Here is a 14,224-nt window from a genome sequence, read left to right on the forward strand (position 1 = left end):
CCGGTTCAGATCCAGGCGTTGACCAGGGGCGGCAGGGCCACCCCCAGCCCGGCGTTGAACAGCCAGTAGATCGGCAGGGTCAGGGCGATGCCGATGGCCAGGTCGCGCACCGGGTGCCGGCTGCCGAACCCGCGGGCCGAGCTGGCAAACAGCAAGGCGGCGGCCAGGACAAAACCGATCAGGTTGATCAGCAAGGCAATCGCCACCAGGCCGGCGGTGACCCAGGCCGCCCCCAGCCTGCCGCCGGGCAAGGCCCGGGCGGTTTCGTCGTCGTGGGCGGCCAGTTCGCGAAAGCCACCGGTACAGGCCTGATAGCTCAGCAACAGGCCGACGGCACCGAGGAAGGCGCCGACGGCGCTGGGGTAGACATGGGCGCCGAGAACGACGAAGCCCATCTCGGGCGGAAAGCGCAAGGCACCGATGACCAGCACCAGGCTGATGGCGATCAGCCCCAGGCCGATCGCCAGCTGCGTCGGCACTATCCTGCCGGGCGCGGCCATTTCAGAGCAGCCCGACCTTGACCAGCATCGCCCGCAGGCGCTGGTGCTCCTGGTCGACGAACTGGCCGAACTCATCGCCGGTGAGGATGCTCGGCGACCAGGCGTTGGTTTTCACGCTGTCCTGCCAGACCTTGCTGTTGGTGGCGGCCAGCACCGCGTCGGTGACTTGCTTGCGCTGCTCGGTCGTCAGCTTGGCCGCGCCGTAGACCCCGCGCCAGTTGCCGATGATCACGTCGTAGCCATGCTCCTTGAGGGTCGGCGCCTCGATGCCCGGCACGCGCTCCGGAGCGCCGATGGCGAGCAGGCGGAACTGCTTGGACTGCACGTACTTGGCCAGCTCGGCATAACCGCCGGTGATCACCGTGATGTGGCCGCCCAGGGTCGCCGCCACCACTTCCCCGCCGCCGGCATAGGCGACGTAGTTCACCTTGTTCACCGCTACGTCCATCTTGCTCGCCAGCTCGGCGATGCCGATATGGTCGATCGAGCCCTTGGAGCCACCGCCCCACTTGATGCTGGCCGGGTTGGCCTTGAAGTCCTTGAGCAGGTCCTCGAGGGTCTTGTAGGGCGAATCCTCGCGCACCGCCAGCACGTTGTATTCGGTGAACAGCCGGGCAATCGGCGTTACGTCCTTGAGGCTGATCTGCGGCTTGTTCTGTTCCACCGCCGTGACCATGATCGCCCCCACCACCAGCAGCGCATTCGGGTCGCCCTTGGTGCTGTTGGCGAACTGCGCCAGCCCCAGGGTGCCTCCGGCGCCACCCTTGTTCTCAAAGGTGACCGACTTGGCCGTGCCGGCCTCGACCAGGGCCTTGCCCAGGATTCGCGCGGTCTGGTCATAGCCGCCACCCACCGAGCCGGGGGCCATGAACTTGACGGTATCCAGGGCCAGGGCCGGCGTGGCGAAGGCGATGGCGCCCAAGGTGGCGGCAAGGGACAGGCCGCGGCTGAATCGACGCAGTGCAATGAACATCAGGTTTCTCCCGAGACTATTGTTTTTGTGGGTTGAAAGTGCCCAGGGCAGCAACCCTGCATGGCTTGCGGGTAAGTGTAGACGGCCAGCGGCAGGCGGCCGCCAAAGGCGCGGGCCCCGCGGCGAGGCCGGGTAAAACCGCGGTCCACGGCCCGGCGCGCCCGGTAAGCAGCGGCGTGGGAAGGTTGCCCCGCAGGGCAGAAATGGCGGCCGGCGGGGCTCGGGCGCTGCGGCTCAGCGAAGCGGGATCGGCGCCCGAGCGCTGCGGCTTACGGGCGGGTCTTCACGGTGATGAACATGTGGATCCGATCATGGATTTCCTGGAGGGCGTGGCGGAACGGCTCATGCTTGTCGCTGGTGACCGGGTCCTCGAAGTTCCACACGATCACCTCGCCGGAAGTCGGCATGCGCGCGACCTCTTCGCGGGATTTGTCGCACAGGCTGATGACGTAGTCGAACGGCTGCCCGGCGAACTCATCCAGGGCCTTGCTGCGCAGCCCGTGGCTGTCGATACCGATATGTTCGAGCGACTCCAGGGTGCGCGGGTCGATCGCGCTGGCCAGCAGGCCGGCACTGAAGGCCTCGAAGCGTTCGGCATCAGCGTGGCGCAGCAAGGCCTCCGCCATCAGCGAACAGGCATCGTTCCTGGCGCAAACGAAAAGCACGCGGCGTTTCTCAGTCATGGAGCGATTTCCCCTGGTTCAATTTTGTTGGAATAGCAACGCTCAGTGATTGCTGATCAAGCCATGCAGCACGCCCAGGCGCAGCCCTGGCTCCGAGGGCGTCATATGGGTGACGCCAAACGCCTTGAACGCCGCCAGCATCAGCGCCAGGCCGCCGGGCAGGATGCCCAGGCGATGGGGCTGCAACCCGGCCAGCCTCAGGCGCTTGACGTGCCCGGCTTCCAGCAGGCGCAACGACAGGCGCAGCAGCCCGCCGTAGGTGATGCCGTCCTGGCCATAGTCGTTCAGGCCGTTGGCCTTGAGCACCTTGGCCAGGAAACGGGCGGTGCCCGAGGAACCTATGGCCTGCTGCCAACCCAGCGGGCGATAGCGTCGGGCGACTTGCTCGAACTTCAGGCAGGCCAGGCGCTCGGCTTCCTGCAGGGCGTGCGCCGAGACCGCGCCGCCCGGAAAATAGCGCGCGCCGAAGGTCCGGCTGCCCAGGGCGATGCTTTCGGTCAGCAAGGGCTGGGCTCCCTGGCCCAGGATCAATTCGGTGGAGCCGCCGCCGATGTCCACCACCAGCCGCATGCGCTCGAAGCCCGGCACGGCATGGGCCACGCCGGCATACACCAGCCGCGCTTCTTCATGCCCGGAAATGACATCGATCCGAAAACCCAGGTGGCGCTCGGCGCTGGCCAGGAACAGCGGCGCATTGTCGGCTTCGCGCACCGCGCTGGTGGCCACGGCCCGCACCCGGCCGGCCTCGAAACCGCGCAGCTTCTTGCCGAAGCGCGCCAGCGCCTGCCAGCCGCGGTCCAGCGCCAGCTCGTCGAGGGTGCCGCCCTGGAAACCCTCCGCCAAGCGCACCGGCTCACGCAGGGTCTTCACCTGCTGGATCATAAAGCCCTGGCTGCGCCGGACTGGCTGGCCGATCACCAGGCGAAACGCGTTGGACCCAAGATCAATGGCTGCGAACAGGGAGGCGTCGCCTTTCATGGAGGGATTCCTTGCAGTTCATCAACCGGCAGGCCGCGACCTGCCGGTTACCCGGACGGTTTGCGGCGATCTTGCCATGGCCTCGATGACGCAAAGATGACAGCCCCGACCTAGCTGCTTGATGCCCTGCGAATCAGCTTCTCGCCCTCCCCGCCGCCGCAGCGCTTTCAGGGGCGCTGTGGCGGCGGGCCTGTCATCAGCCTGTCATTATTCGCGGCGACACTGACCCCCATACAACGCGTGCTCTCCTTTACGCTGCCACTGTGGGCAGCTTTTTTTTGCCTGAAATCCGCGCAGCTTGCCGCCCGAAACCCTGGCAACGGCGGAGCGAGAAGCCGGCCCGCCGCTTACTCCAGACTGGCGACTTTCTCGGCCACCGCCTCCGGAGCCGTTGCGCCAGCATCCTCGCGCCCCTCCGCCAGGCAGCGGCGCGCGAACCCTGCCGCCGAACGCAGGGCTTGCCTGGCCGAGCGCAGGTAGAACGCTTGCAGCTGGAACACATACCACCGCGCCCCATGCACCTGCAGATGACATGGCACGCCACAACGCAGCGCCTGTTCGGCCAGGCGTGTGGAGTCCGCCAGCAACAATTCCTGATCCCCCACCTGGATCAGCATCGGCGGCAACCCGCGCAAATCGGCGGTCAATGGGCTGTGCGGCAGGCAATGCGCAGGAGCGGCGTAGGCCCGCAGCCCCTGCTCGAGCCAGTCGCGTCGCAGCATGGGGTCGGCGTATTGGCGGGTGGTGAAGGTCGCCCCGCTCAATGTCGTATCCGTCACCGGCGACAACAGCACAATGCCCGCGGCAAAGGGCTCACCGCGCTGTTGCAGGGTGAGCGCCAGCGCAAGGGCCAGGGAGCCTCCGGCGGAGTCGCCGGCCAGCAGGATCTGCCGCGCCGCATAGCCTTGCGCCCGCAGCGCCTGGTAGCAGGCCAACGCATCTTCCAGGGCCGCGGGAAAGGGCTGCTCCGGCGCCAGCCGATAGTCAGGCACCCAGACCGGCATGCCCGCTTCCCGGGCCAGGCGGCTGGTAACGCTGCGGTGAGTCGCCGGGCTGCCCAGGCAAAAGGCACCGCCATGCAGATACAGCATCACCCCGTCCGGCCCGCTGTTATGCGGCGTAAGCACATGCACCGCGACCCCGGCGACGTGCAACCGACTCTGGACCACCCCGGCGCAGCCCGGCATCAACCACGACAGGCCATCGACGATGCGCCGCTGCGTGGCGATGCCGCGCGGCGGGCCGATCAGCGCCCGGAAGCCGAGCCGCAGCAGTTGGCGCAACAAGCCGGCATTGAACACTTCGAGGCCATCGCGGGGCTCGGCAATCGCCTGCCCGTAGACCTGGCCCGACTCGTTCGCCAGCACCCTGGAAAACCGATAGGCGTGCAATGGCCAATAGCGCGTCAGCCAGCGATAGGAAAAGGTGAAACCCGGCCAGGTGGTGCTGTTGTTGCCCGCTTCGTCGATGTACCAACTCTTGCAACCGCTCCACACGGAACCGGCCAGCTGGCGCTGTACCCGCTGGTGAAAGCGCTGGTCGGCTTGCTCATCGACCTCGACCGTGGTGGCCGCGGCCTTGTGCATCGCGCGCCAGCAGCGCAGGACATGGGAAATCTGGCTTTCGAGCATGTAGATGATCGAGTTGTGCCCCAGGTTGGTATTGGGGCCGTACAACATGAAGAAGTTGGGAAAGCCCGGTACCGCCAGCCCCAGGTAGGCGCGTGCGCCCTGCCCCCAGGCGTGATGCAGGTCCACGCCGCCGCGCCCGACGATCGTCATCGGCGCAAGGAACCGCGTCGCCGCGAACCCCGTGCCGTAGATGATCGCGTCGACCGGGTGATGCTGGCCCTCCATCGTCTCGATGCCCTGCTCGGTAATGCGCCTTATGCCCTCGGTGATCAACTGCACATTGGGCCTGGCCAGGGTCTTGAGGTAATCGCTGGACAGCAGGATGCGCTTGCAGCCGATGGGGTAATCCGGAATCAGTTGCCGGCGCAGCAGCGGGTCGCTGATCGACTGCTTCAACAAGCGGCGAAACGGCACGCCGACCGCCCATTTCATCAGCCCCTTGAGGCGGGTGAAACCCAGGGCCCGGGACTCGTAGCGCAGGTAGATGGCGGCGCGGTGCAGCGCCATGCGCCAGGGCTTACTGGCGAACCGGCGCTGCTCCTCGGCGCTGTAGGCGCGATCGGGGCGCGGCAGGATGTAGGCCGGCGAACGCTGGAACACGCTGAGCTGGGCCACCGAGTCGGCGATGGCCGGCACGAACTGAACGGCCGAAGCGCCCGTCCCGATCACCGCCACCCGCTTGCCCGCCAGCGAGTAGCCATGGTCCCAGTTCGCGGAGTGGAACACCTGGCCCTTGAACGCTTGCATGCCTTCGAACCTGGGCCATACCGGCTGGCTGAGCTGGCCGGTGGCGCTGATCAGCAAGGCCGCGCGGTGCGCGCGCCCGCAGGTTTCAGTGACCTGCCACTGCGCACGGGCCTCGTCGAACTGCGCCCCCTGCACCGTCGCGCCGAAGCGGATATGGCGGCGCAAGTCGTACTTGTCCACGCAGTGCTGCAGATAACGTTGTATTTCGGCTTGCGGGGCGAACATTCGTGTCCAGCCGGGGTTGGCTTCGAATGAAAACGAATACAGGTGCGACGGCACATCGCAGGCGGCGCCCGGGTAACTGTTGTCGCGCCAGACGCCGCCGACATCCTGCTGTTTCTCCAGGATGACGAAGTCGGTGACACCGGCCTTGCGCAGGGCAACGGCCATGCCGATGCCGGCGAAACCGCCACCGATGATCACCGCGGTGAGCGGCGGCGATTTCAGGTCTGACTCGAATGTGGACATGCGCACCTCGTTTTTATTGTCGTCATGGGCAGGCGGGATATCGGGCATCCCGATGCCTTTCATCATCCTTGCCCGCCTGCGCCAGGCCCATGACGCAACGGGACAAATACTTTAGAGTTCAGGCCAACTGCCTTGCCTGACGGGTAAAAAGCATGAGCCAGCTGGAATTGACGCGGGGACCGGCCAGCGCCCTGCTACTGGTAGATTTTGGTCGCGAAAAAGGCCTTGCGCCGGCGCAATTGCTGGCAGGCTCGGGGCTGACGCTGGGCAAGCTGGCCGACCCGTATTTCGAGCTGTCGAGCGCGCAGGAACTGCGCCTGATCAATAACCTGCTCGACCTGCTGGGGCATCCGCGCGGGCTGGGTTATGAAGTGGGAGCCCGCTACCATTTCTCGACCTACGGGCTGTTCGGCTATGGCCTGATCAGCAGCGCCACCGCCGGCGATGCGCTGAAACTGGCCTTGCGTTTCTTGCCCCTGACCTATGCGTTTACCCGGATCGCCTACCATGAGGAGTCCTCGCTAGGCGTCCTGACGTTTACCGAGCCGGCATTGAACGATGAGTCGATCAGGAACTTCGTGGTCGAGCGCGACATGACCGCCGCAGCGGTGCTGCTCAAGGAAATAGCTGACCGCGAATTCTCGCTGGCGCGTTTTACCCTGAAGAAAAAACGCCCGGTGAATCGATCGGTTGCCCATGCCGACACGCTGCTGGGTATCCGCCCCGACTACCTGGCCGGCAGCAACAGCCTGGCCTTCGATCGCGCGCTGCTGAAGCGCCGGTTGCCCCAGGCGAATTCCGTCACCGTCTCGATGTGCGAGCGCCTGTGCGTGCAACTGGTGGAACGCCGGAGCCCCAAAGCCGGTACCGCCAGCAAGGTCCGCCAGTATCTGGAGATCAATCCGCTGGGCCCGGCGCCCGACCTGGCGACCATGGCCAGCCTGGTCAACCTCAGCGAGCGCACGTTGAAACGGCGCCTGCAGGAAGAAGGCACGGGCTACCGCCAGTTGCTGGATCAATCGCGCAGCGCCGCTGCTCTGGCGTTGCTTGGCGACCCGGCGCTGAAGCTGACGGCCATCGCCGAAAAACTGGGCTACAGCGACCTGTCGAGTTTTTCCCAGACCTTCAAACGCTGGTACGGCGTATCCCCTCGCACCTACCGCCAGGCATCCAGGCCCGCCTAGGCAGCGCCCCGGCCGGGCTAGAGCCGCAGGCTGCCGTCGATACAGGTCACCGCCGCACCGCCGATCCAGACGTCATCGCCGATCCGATCGACCTGGATGCGCCCTGCCCGCCCCATGCTCAAGCCCTGGCTGACCACGTAGGACGCCGGGGCCAGGCCGGCGCCCAGCAGCCATTGGGCGATGCCGGCGTTGAGGCTGCCAGTGGCCGGATCTTCCGGCATGCCGTCGCCGGCGATAAAGGCGCGCACTTCGAATTGCGCCGCGTCGCCATCGTGCTCGGGGCTCCAGGGCGCGATCACCCCCACCGCAAGGCCCCTCAGCTGCGAATAGTCGGGTTGCAGGTCGAGCACCTGGCCGCGCTCGGCCAGCAGCACCGCCAGCCAGCCGGCGCCGTTGTCCACCCATTGCGCGTCGAGAATGGCCCCGGGCGCCAGCCTCAGGCCCTGGCGCACCTGCTCCAGCAACCCGGCCTCGACCGGGCCGGACTTGAGCAACGGCGGGGCGAGAAACGCCAGGTCCGCGCCGTTGCGGCGAATGCGCACCAGGCCGACCGCGCATTCCTGGACGATCTCTTCGCCCTTGGGCACGCCGCCGGCCTCCAGCCAGGCGTGGCAACTGCCGAGGGTCGGATGGCCGGCGAACGGCAGTTCCTGCAGGGTGGTGAAAATCCGCAGGCGGTAATCGGCCCGCGGGTCGCGGGGTTCGAGGAGGAACGTGGTTTCGCTGAGGTTGGTCCAGTTGGCGAACGCCGCCATGCGCGCATCGCTCAACTCGTCGGCGCCGAATACCACCGCCACCGGGTTGCCCTTGAGCGGCTCGTTGCTGAAGACATCTACTTGCTTGAAATCGAAGCGGCTCATTACGGGTCCTTGTCTGAATGAACACGGCCAGGTCTGGAACCGGCCTGACCTGCAAAAAAGCATACCTGTAGCCGCTGGCGAAGCCTGCGCTCGACGACGCAGTCGTCGTAGAACCTGACGACGCGGTGTATCTGGCACAACGCATCAGGCCTTTTGCGACGACTGCGTCGTCGATCGCAGCCTGCGGCAGCGGCTACAGAGAGGGCAGTCAGACCGGCTTGGGGATCTCCAGGCCGCGGATCACCGCCGGGCGTGCGAGGAAACGCTCCAGCACCCGCTGCACGTTGGCGAAGTCCTTGAAGCCCACCAGGTCGCCGGCTTCGTAGAAGCCGATCAGGTTGCGCACCCAGGGAAAGATGGCGATATCGGCGATGGTGTAGCGCTCGCCCATGATCCAGTCGCGGCCTTGCAGGCGGCCATCGAGCACGCTCAGCAGGCGGCGGGACTCGGCCACGTAGCGGTCGCGCGGACGCTTGTCCTCGTAGTCCTTGCCGGCGAATTTATTGAAAAAGCCCAGCTGGCCGAACATCGGGCCGATACCGCCCATCTGGAACATCAGCCATTGAAGGGTCTCATAGCGCGCCGCGGACTCCTGGGCCAGCAACTGCCCGCTCTTGTCCGCCAGGTAGATCAGGATCGCCCCCGACTCGAACAGGGCCAGCGGCCGATCGCCCGGACCGTGCGGGTCGAGGATCGCCGGGATCTTGTTGTTCGGGTTCAGCGAAAGGAATTCGGGGGACATCTGGTCGTTGCTTTCGAAATTGACGCGGTGCGGCTCGTAGGGCAGCCCGATCTCTTCGAGCATGATCGAGACCTTGACGCCGTTGGGAGTCGGCAAGGAATACAACTGAATCCAGTCGGCGTACTGCGCGGGCCACTTCTGCGTGATGGGAAATGCGGAGAGATCGGTCATGACAGGCTTCCAGTGACAATCAGATGAAAGACCGTGGCCCGGGGCCGGGCGGCGGCGCTCGATTATAAGCATCGGTCCGCGACGCGCATTCTTAAATTCGAAACATCCGGTGGTTAAGCTTCCCGGCAGCCAGACAGCGGTACGGATAAAGTAACGGGGCCACACTCGCAGTCCACGCCGGATCGAACCAAAAGACATCCCGGGACTCTGAGCTACCTACGGGTAGAACATCCGTTCAATGACAGGGAAAACCACGCGGTGCCGGGAGCTCGCCGTGGAAAGGTTTGTCAGCCTTAACCGATTGCGCTGAAGTACCTACGATCCATGAAGAATCTGCTGAATTTCACCCAACGCCTGCAACGCCGGTCCTATGTGTTCTTTCCGGCGCTGATGCTGACCAGTGCGCTGCTGCTGTCGCTGGAGTCCAGCGAAAGTCGCGCCCAGCCGGTGGACGGCACCCAGACCCTGGTCTTCCTGCGCCACGCGGAAAAACCCGCCGGCGGCCTCGGCCAGCTCAACTGCCAGGGCCTGAACCGGGCCATCGACCTGGCGTCCTTGCTGCCGGAAAAATTCGGCAAGGCCAATTACGTATTCGCCGCCAACCCGACGCGCAATGTCGAGGAAGGCGAACTCGACAATTCCTACAGCTACATCCGTCCGCTGATGACCATCAGCCCCAGCGCCATCAAGCTCGGCCTGCCGGTGAACATCGAATTCTCGGCCAACGACACCAGCGAACTGGCCGACGAGCTGCTGCATGACCGCTACCACAACTCGATCATCTATACCGCCTGGTCCCACGGCTACCTGCCGGAACTGATCAACAAGGTCGCCCGCGAAGCCGTCGGCGAAAAGCGCACCATCACCGACGACTGGGCCTCCAACGACTTCGACTCGCTCTACGTGCTGACCCTGACCTGGCAAAACGGCAAGGCCACCCTCGATAGCCGCAGCTACAAGCAAGGCCTGGATAACGGCGAAGAAAACTGCCCGACCTGATAGCCGAACACCGTAGCCGCTGCCGAGCCCGCGAGGCTGCGATAGACCCGCAGGGCCTCCAGCGCCCACGAGCGTACCGCTCGATCGCAGCCTGCGGCAGCGGCTACACAACATCGAGCCCGAGCGAAATACCGAGGGTGTCACCGCTCCCTGTAGCCGCTGCCGAGCCCGCGAGGCTGCGATAGACCCGCAGGGTCTCCAGCGCCCTCAAGCCCCCCGCGAGCGTACCGCTCGATCGCAGCCTGCGGCAGCGGCTACACAGCATCGGGCCGATCGAAATATCGAGGGTGTCACCCCTTCCCTGTAGCCGCTGCCGAGCCCGCGAGGCTGCGATAGACCCGCAGGGTCTCCAGCGCCCGCAAGCCCCCCGCGAGCGTGCCGCCCGATCGCAGCCTGCGGCAGCGGCTACACAGCATCGAGCCCGAGCGGAATATCGAGGGCGTCACCCCTCCCCTGTAGCCGCTGCCGAGCCCGCGAGGCTGCGATAGACCCGCAGGGTCTCCAGCGCCCGTAAGATCCCCGCGAGCGTACCGCTCGATCGCAGCCTGCGGCAGCGGCTACACAAGCATCGAGCCCGAGCGAAATATCGAGGTGTCCCCCCTGTAGCCGCTGCCGAGCCCCGCGAGGCTGCGATAGACCCGCAGGGTCTCCAGCGCCCGCAAGATCCCCACGAGCGTACCGCTCGATCGCAGCCTGCGGCAGCGGCCACACCAAATTCAGCGCCGACCGGGCCACTGCGCTAAAATTCGCGGCCTAACGTCATTGCCCGGAAGCATTTTCATGTCCAGCCTTGCCCCTGCCAGCCCCGTCCGGGGCTGGTCGTTCTGGTGGAAACCCGCCCTGTTCGTCCTGGTGGCGTGCGTCGGCCTCTACTTCGTCAAGTGGTCGCCCTACTACGCCAAGGCCTTTATCGCCGCCGACAGCCACAGCATCGGAGCCTCGATCATCAACGATCAGCCCTCCTCGGCGCTGAACGCCGCCCTGGCCTATGCCCAGGTGTATTTCCTGGCGATCTGGAAGGCCGCGGTGCTGGCGGTGATCCTCGGTTCGTTGCTGCAAGTGCTGATCCCGCGGGACTGGTTGCTGCGCCTGTTCGGCCGCGCCGGTTTCGGCTCGACCCTGCGCGGCGGCCTGTTTGCCTTGCCGGGCATGATGTGTTCCTGCTGCGCGGCACCCGTGGCCGCCAGCATGCGTCGACAGAATGTCTCGGTGGGCGCGGCGCTGGCCTTCTGGATCGCCAACCCGGTGCTCAACCCGGCGACCCTGGTGTTCATGGGCTTCGTCCTCGGCTGGGGCTTTACCGCGCTGCGGTTGGTGGCGGGGATCGTGCTGGTGCTGGGGGTGTCGCTGGTGGCCCAGCGCATCGCCCGTCCCGAGCAACTGCCGGAGGCGGCGGTGGAAGCCGTGGTCGAGGCCAGTACGGGCAATGAAGGCGCGTTCTTCAGCCGCTGGGCACGCAGCCTGTGGCAGCTGTTCTGGAGCACCATTCCGATCTATGTGCTGGCGGTGCTGGTGCTGGGCGCGGCGCGGGTCTGGCTGTTCCCGCATGTCGAGGGCGCGATTGGCGACAGCCTGCTGTGGCTGGTACCGCTGGCGATCGTCGGCACGCTGTTCGTGATTCCCACCGCCGCGGAAATCCCTATCGTGCAGACCATGATGACCCTGGGCATGGGCACCGGCCCGGCGGTGGCCCTGCTGATGACCCTGCCGAGCATCAGCCTGCCGTCGCTGCTGATGCTGCGCAAGGATTTCGACGCACGGGTGCTGATGACCGTTGCCGGGCTGACCATGCTGATCGGCGTGGTGTGCGGGTTGATTGGCGCGGCGCTGCTGTAACCCAAAGTTCGATGGCGTCCGCCCGGACGCCATCGCGAGCAAGCTTCGCTCCTACACAGGCTCACGATCTTCTGTAGGAGCGAGGCTTGCCCGCGAAAGGCCCTGCTCCATGGCCCATTCAGACCCTGGACCTGGCCCGCTCGTGCAAATACTCCAGCACCGCCGCCTGCTCGCCGACGAACTCGATGCGCGCGCCCTTGCTTTCGCGCTGGAAGGCATACATCGGGTCGTAATATTCCTTGAGCAAGCCTTCGATCCAGGCCCGGTGCAGGTCCACGCTGCCGCTGCGGGCCTGCTCGGCCAGGGCGGCTTCCAGCAATTGGTACAGACGCTGGTGACGCTCGCCGCCCAGGCGTTTGCGGATGTTGTTCAGGCTTTCCAGCAGGCGCTCGGAAAACCGCGCGAAACCTTCCTCGGCATATGCCGCGACGAACTCCGCGCACAGATCGATTACGTAGTCGCGCAGGATCCGCTCGATCCGCCCTTGCAGGCCGTCCTCCAGCCAGACCATCGGAAAACGCTGCATGCCCTGATACAGCGGCAACGGCAAGGCGCAGCTGCCGATCATGCGGTTCTCGTCTTCCAGCACGAACCTGTCGATGCCGCGCGCGCGCTTTTTCAGCAGGTCCACCGCCAGGCGGTTCTCGAAATCGATATTCGACGGCTGCCCGCTGGCGTGCTTGCCGAAACTCGAGCCGCGATGGTTGGCATGGCCTTCCAGGTCCAGGCTGTTGTCCAACTGCTGGAGCACTTCGGTCTTGCCGATGCCGGTCATGCCGCCGAGGAGGACAAAATCACACTCGGCCACCGCGTCATCCAGGGTATCGAGCAGGAAGGTGCGCATGGCCTTGTAGCCGCCGCCGACCCGCGGGTAATCGATGCCGGCCTCGTCCTTGAGCCACTGCTGGACGATCTGCGAACGCAGGCCGCCGCGGAAGCAATACAGGTAGCCGTCGGGGTGGGCCCGGGCAAAGTCGGCCCAGGCCTGGATGCGCTCGGCCTTGATCGCCCCGGACACCAGCTGGTGCCCGAGGACGATCGCCGCCTGCTGGCCCTGCTGCTTGTAGCAGGTGCCGACCCGCTGCCGCTCGTGGTCGGTCATCAGCGGCAGGTTGACCACGCCGGGAAAGGCGCCCTTGCTGAATTCGATCGGCGCGCGGGTGTCCATCATCGGCCGGTCGTTGAGGAAGATTTCGCGGTAATCGGTGATATCGATGGGCATCAGATCACCTCGACCGCGTTGCTCTGTCGTTCCATCAGTTCACCGATCGGCGCCAGTTCCAGGCCCAGTTCGGCGGCCACGGCGAGGAAATTCGCGTTGCCCTCGGGGGTCACCGCGATCAGCAGCCCGCCGCTGGTCTGCGGGTCGCACAGCACCAGTTTGTGCAGGGCCTGGATGCGCCCGAGCTTGTCGGCATAACTGTCGAAATTGCGCTGGGTACCGCCCGGCACGCAGCCCTGGTCGAGGTAATACTCGACCCCTGGCAGGCGCGGCACACGGTCGTAGTGGATGCGCGCGGTCAAGCCGCTGCCGTCGGCCATTTCCACCAGGTGCCCGAGCAGGCCGAAACCGGTGACGTCGGTCATCGCGGTCACACCCTCGAGCTTGCCGAAGCGGCTGCCGGGCTTGTTCAACGTGCACATCCAGTCGCGGGCCAGGCCGACGTCGGCGCTGCGCAGCTTGCCTTTCTTCTCGGCGGTGGTCAGCACGCCGATGCCCAGGGGTTTGGTCAGGTACAGCAGGCAACCGGCGGTGGCGGTGTCGTTGCGCTTCATGTGGCGCTTTTCCACCAGCCCGGTCACGGCCAGGCCGAAGATCGGTTCCGGGGCGTCGATCGAATGGCCGCCAGCCAGGGGAATGCCGGCCGCGTCGCAAACCGCGCGACCGCCGCGAATCACTTCGCGGGCGATTTCCGGCGCCAGCACGTTCACCGGCCAGCCGAGGATGGCGATGGCCATCAACGGATCGCCGCCCATGGCGTAGATGTCGCTGATGGCGTTGGTCGCGGCGATGCGCCCGAAATCGAACGGATCGTCGACGATCGGCATGAAAAAGTCGGTGGTCGAGACCACGCCGCGCTCTTCGTCGATGGCGTACACCGCCGCGTCATCGCGCGAGGCATTGCCGACCCAGAGTTTCGGGTCGAGGTTCTGCGCGCCGCTGCCGGCCAGAATCACCTCCAGGACCTGGGGAGAAATCTTACAACCGCAACCCGCGCCGTGGCTGTACTGGGTCAGGCGAATCGGCTCGCTCATGGGGCACCTCTGGAAGTCGTGGACCGGCGATTCTAACAGAGCCCCGGCCTCTGGGAGTGTCCTGGGCCATCGACCCGTCGCGGGCGGCCGAGCCCTGCAGCGCGCTTTTTTACGCCAGACGTTGCGCAGGCAGTTGCATGCCGCTGCTCCAGCCGGCCCCGCCTGCAGCATCGCGGCAAAAAAAAACCGCCCTTTC

Annotated in this window: 12 protein-coding genes; 3 read left to right on the top strand and 9 right to left on the bottom strand. The window is 65.8% G+C overall.

Going from position 1 to position 14,224, the window contains the following annotated elements:
- Positions 1 to 5 precede the first annotated feature (5 nt).
- The 5 genes from BLV20_RS25275 to BLV20_RS25295 all read right to left on the bottom strand — a co-directional run bounded on the left by BLV20_RS25275 (position 6) and on the right by BLV20_RS25295 (position 5,980).
- Complete coding sequence (locus BLV20_RS25275) at positions 6 to 500, bottom strand: tripartite tricarboxylate transporter TctB family protein (protein ID WP_092305149.1); 495 nt, start codon at positions 498 to 500, stop codon at positions 6 to 8.
- Between the two features lies 1 nt (position 501).
- Entirely contained in the window at positions 502 to 1,473 is a 972-nt protein-coding gene (locus BLV20_RS25280; RefSeq protein WP_092305150.1) for a Bug family tripartite tricarboxylate transporter substrate binding protein, read from the bottom strand.
- Positions 1,474 to 1,742: 269 nt separating this feature from the next.
- Positions 1,743 to 2,156 (bottom strand): arsenate reductase ArsC, encoded by a 414-nt coding sequence (locus BLV20_RS25285; RefSeq protein ID WP_092305151.1) that lies wholly within the window; start codon positions 2,154 to 2,156, stop codon positions 1,743 to 1,745.
- Positions 2,157 to 2,198: 42 nt separating this feature from the next.
- Positions 2,199 to 3,134 (bottom strand): Ppx/GppA family phosphatase, encoded by a 936-nt coding sequence (locus tag BLV20_RS25290; RefSeq protein WP_092305152.1) that lies wholly within the window; start codon positions 3,132 to 3,134, stop codon positions 2,199 to 2,201.
- A gap of 347 nt (positions 3,135 to 3,481) precedes the next feature.
- Positions 3,482 to 5,980 (bottom strand): flavin-containing monooxygenase, encoded by a 2,499-nt coding sequence (locus BLV20_RS25295; RefSeq protein WP_092305258.1) that lies wholly within the window; start codon positions 5,978 to 5,980, stop codon positions 3,482 to 3,484.
- Between the two features lie 152 nt (positions 5,981 to 6,132).
- On the opposite strand from BLV20_RS25295, the gene BLV20_RS25300 reads away from it, so the two are divergent.
- Positions 6,133 to 7,164 (top strand): AraC family transcriptional regulator, encoded by a 1,032-nt coding sequence (locus BLV20_RS25300; protein ID WP_092305153.1) that lies wholly within the window; start codon positions 6,133 to 6,135, stop codon positions 7,162 to 7,164.
- Between the two features lie 17 nt (positions 7,165 to 7,181).
- Here BLV20_RS25300 and BLV20_RS25305 read toward each other — a convergent pair whose 3' ends face one another.
- Positions 7,182 to 8,024, bottom strand: coding sequence for a PhzF family phenazine biosynthesis protein (locus BLV20_RS25305; RefSeq protein ID WP_092305154.1), 843 nt, complete (start codon positions 8,022 to 8,024; stop codon positions 7,182 to 7,184).
- Between the two features lie 208 nt (positions 8,025 to 8,232).
- Positions 8,233 to 8,937, bottom strand: coding sequence for a glutathione binding-like protein (locus BLV20_RS25310; protein WP_092305155.1), 705 nt, complete (start codon positions 8,935 to 8,937; stop codon positions 8,233 to 8,235).
- A gap of 324 nt (positions 8,938 to 9,261) precedes the next feature.
- Between BLV20_RS25310 and BLV20_RS25315 the strand changes: the two genes are divergently transcribed.
- Both BLV20_RS25315 and BLV20_RS25320 read left to right on the top strand, forming a co-directional pair.
- Positions 9,262 to 9,936: a histidine phosphatase family protein gene (locus BLV20_RS25315; RefSeq protein ID WP_092305156.1), complete on the top strand. Its 675-nt coding sequence runs from the start codon at positions 9,262 to 9,264 to the stop codon at positions 9,934 to 9,936.
- Between the two features lie 780 nt (positions 9,937 to 10,716).
- Positions 10,717 to 11,772, top strand: coding sequence for a permease (locus BLV20_RS25320; RefSeq protein WP_092305157.1), 1,056 nt, complete (start codon positions 10,717 to 10,719; stop codon positions 11,770 to 11,772).
- Positions 11,773 to 11,890: 118 nt separating this feature from the next.
- Here BLV20_RS25320 and mnmH read toward each other — a convergent pair whose 3' ends face one another.
- Together mnmH and selD are read right to left on the bottom strand one after the other, a co-directional pair.
- Positions 11,891 to 12,994, bottom strand: coding sequence for a tRNA 2-selenouridine(34) synthase MnmH (gene mnmH / locus BLV20_RS25325; RefSeq protein WP_092305158.1), 1,104 nt, complete (start codon positions 12,992 to 12,994; stop codon positions 11,891 to 11,893).
- Entirely contained in the window at positions 12,994 to 14,028 is a 1,035-nt protein-coding gene (gene selD / locus BLV20_RS25330) for a selenide, water dikinase SelD (RefSeq protein WP_092305159.1), read from the bottom strand. The genes mnmH and selD overlap by 1 nt, the downstream gene beginning before the upstream one ends.
- Positions 14,029 to 14,224: the final 196 nt, after the last annotated feature.

This window comes from Pseudomonas sp. NFIX28 (assembly GCF_900107395.1).
In the GTDB taxonomy this organism is placed as follows: Bacteria; Pseudomonadota; Gammaproteobacteria; order Pseudomonadales; family Pseudomonadaceae; genus Aquipseudomonas.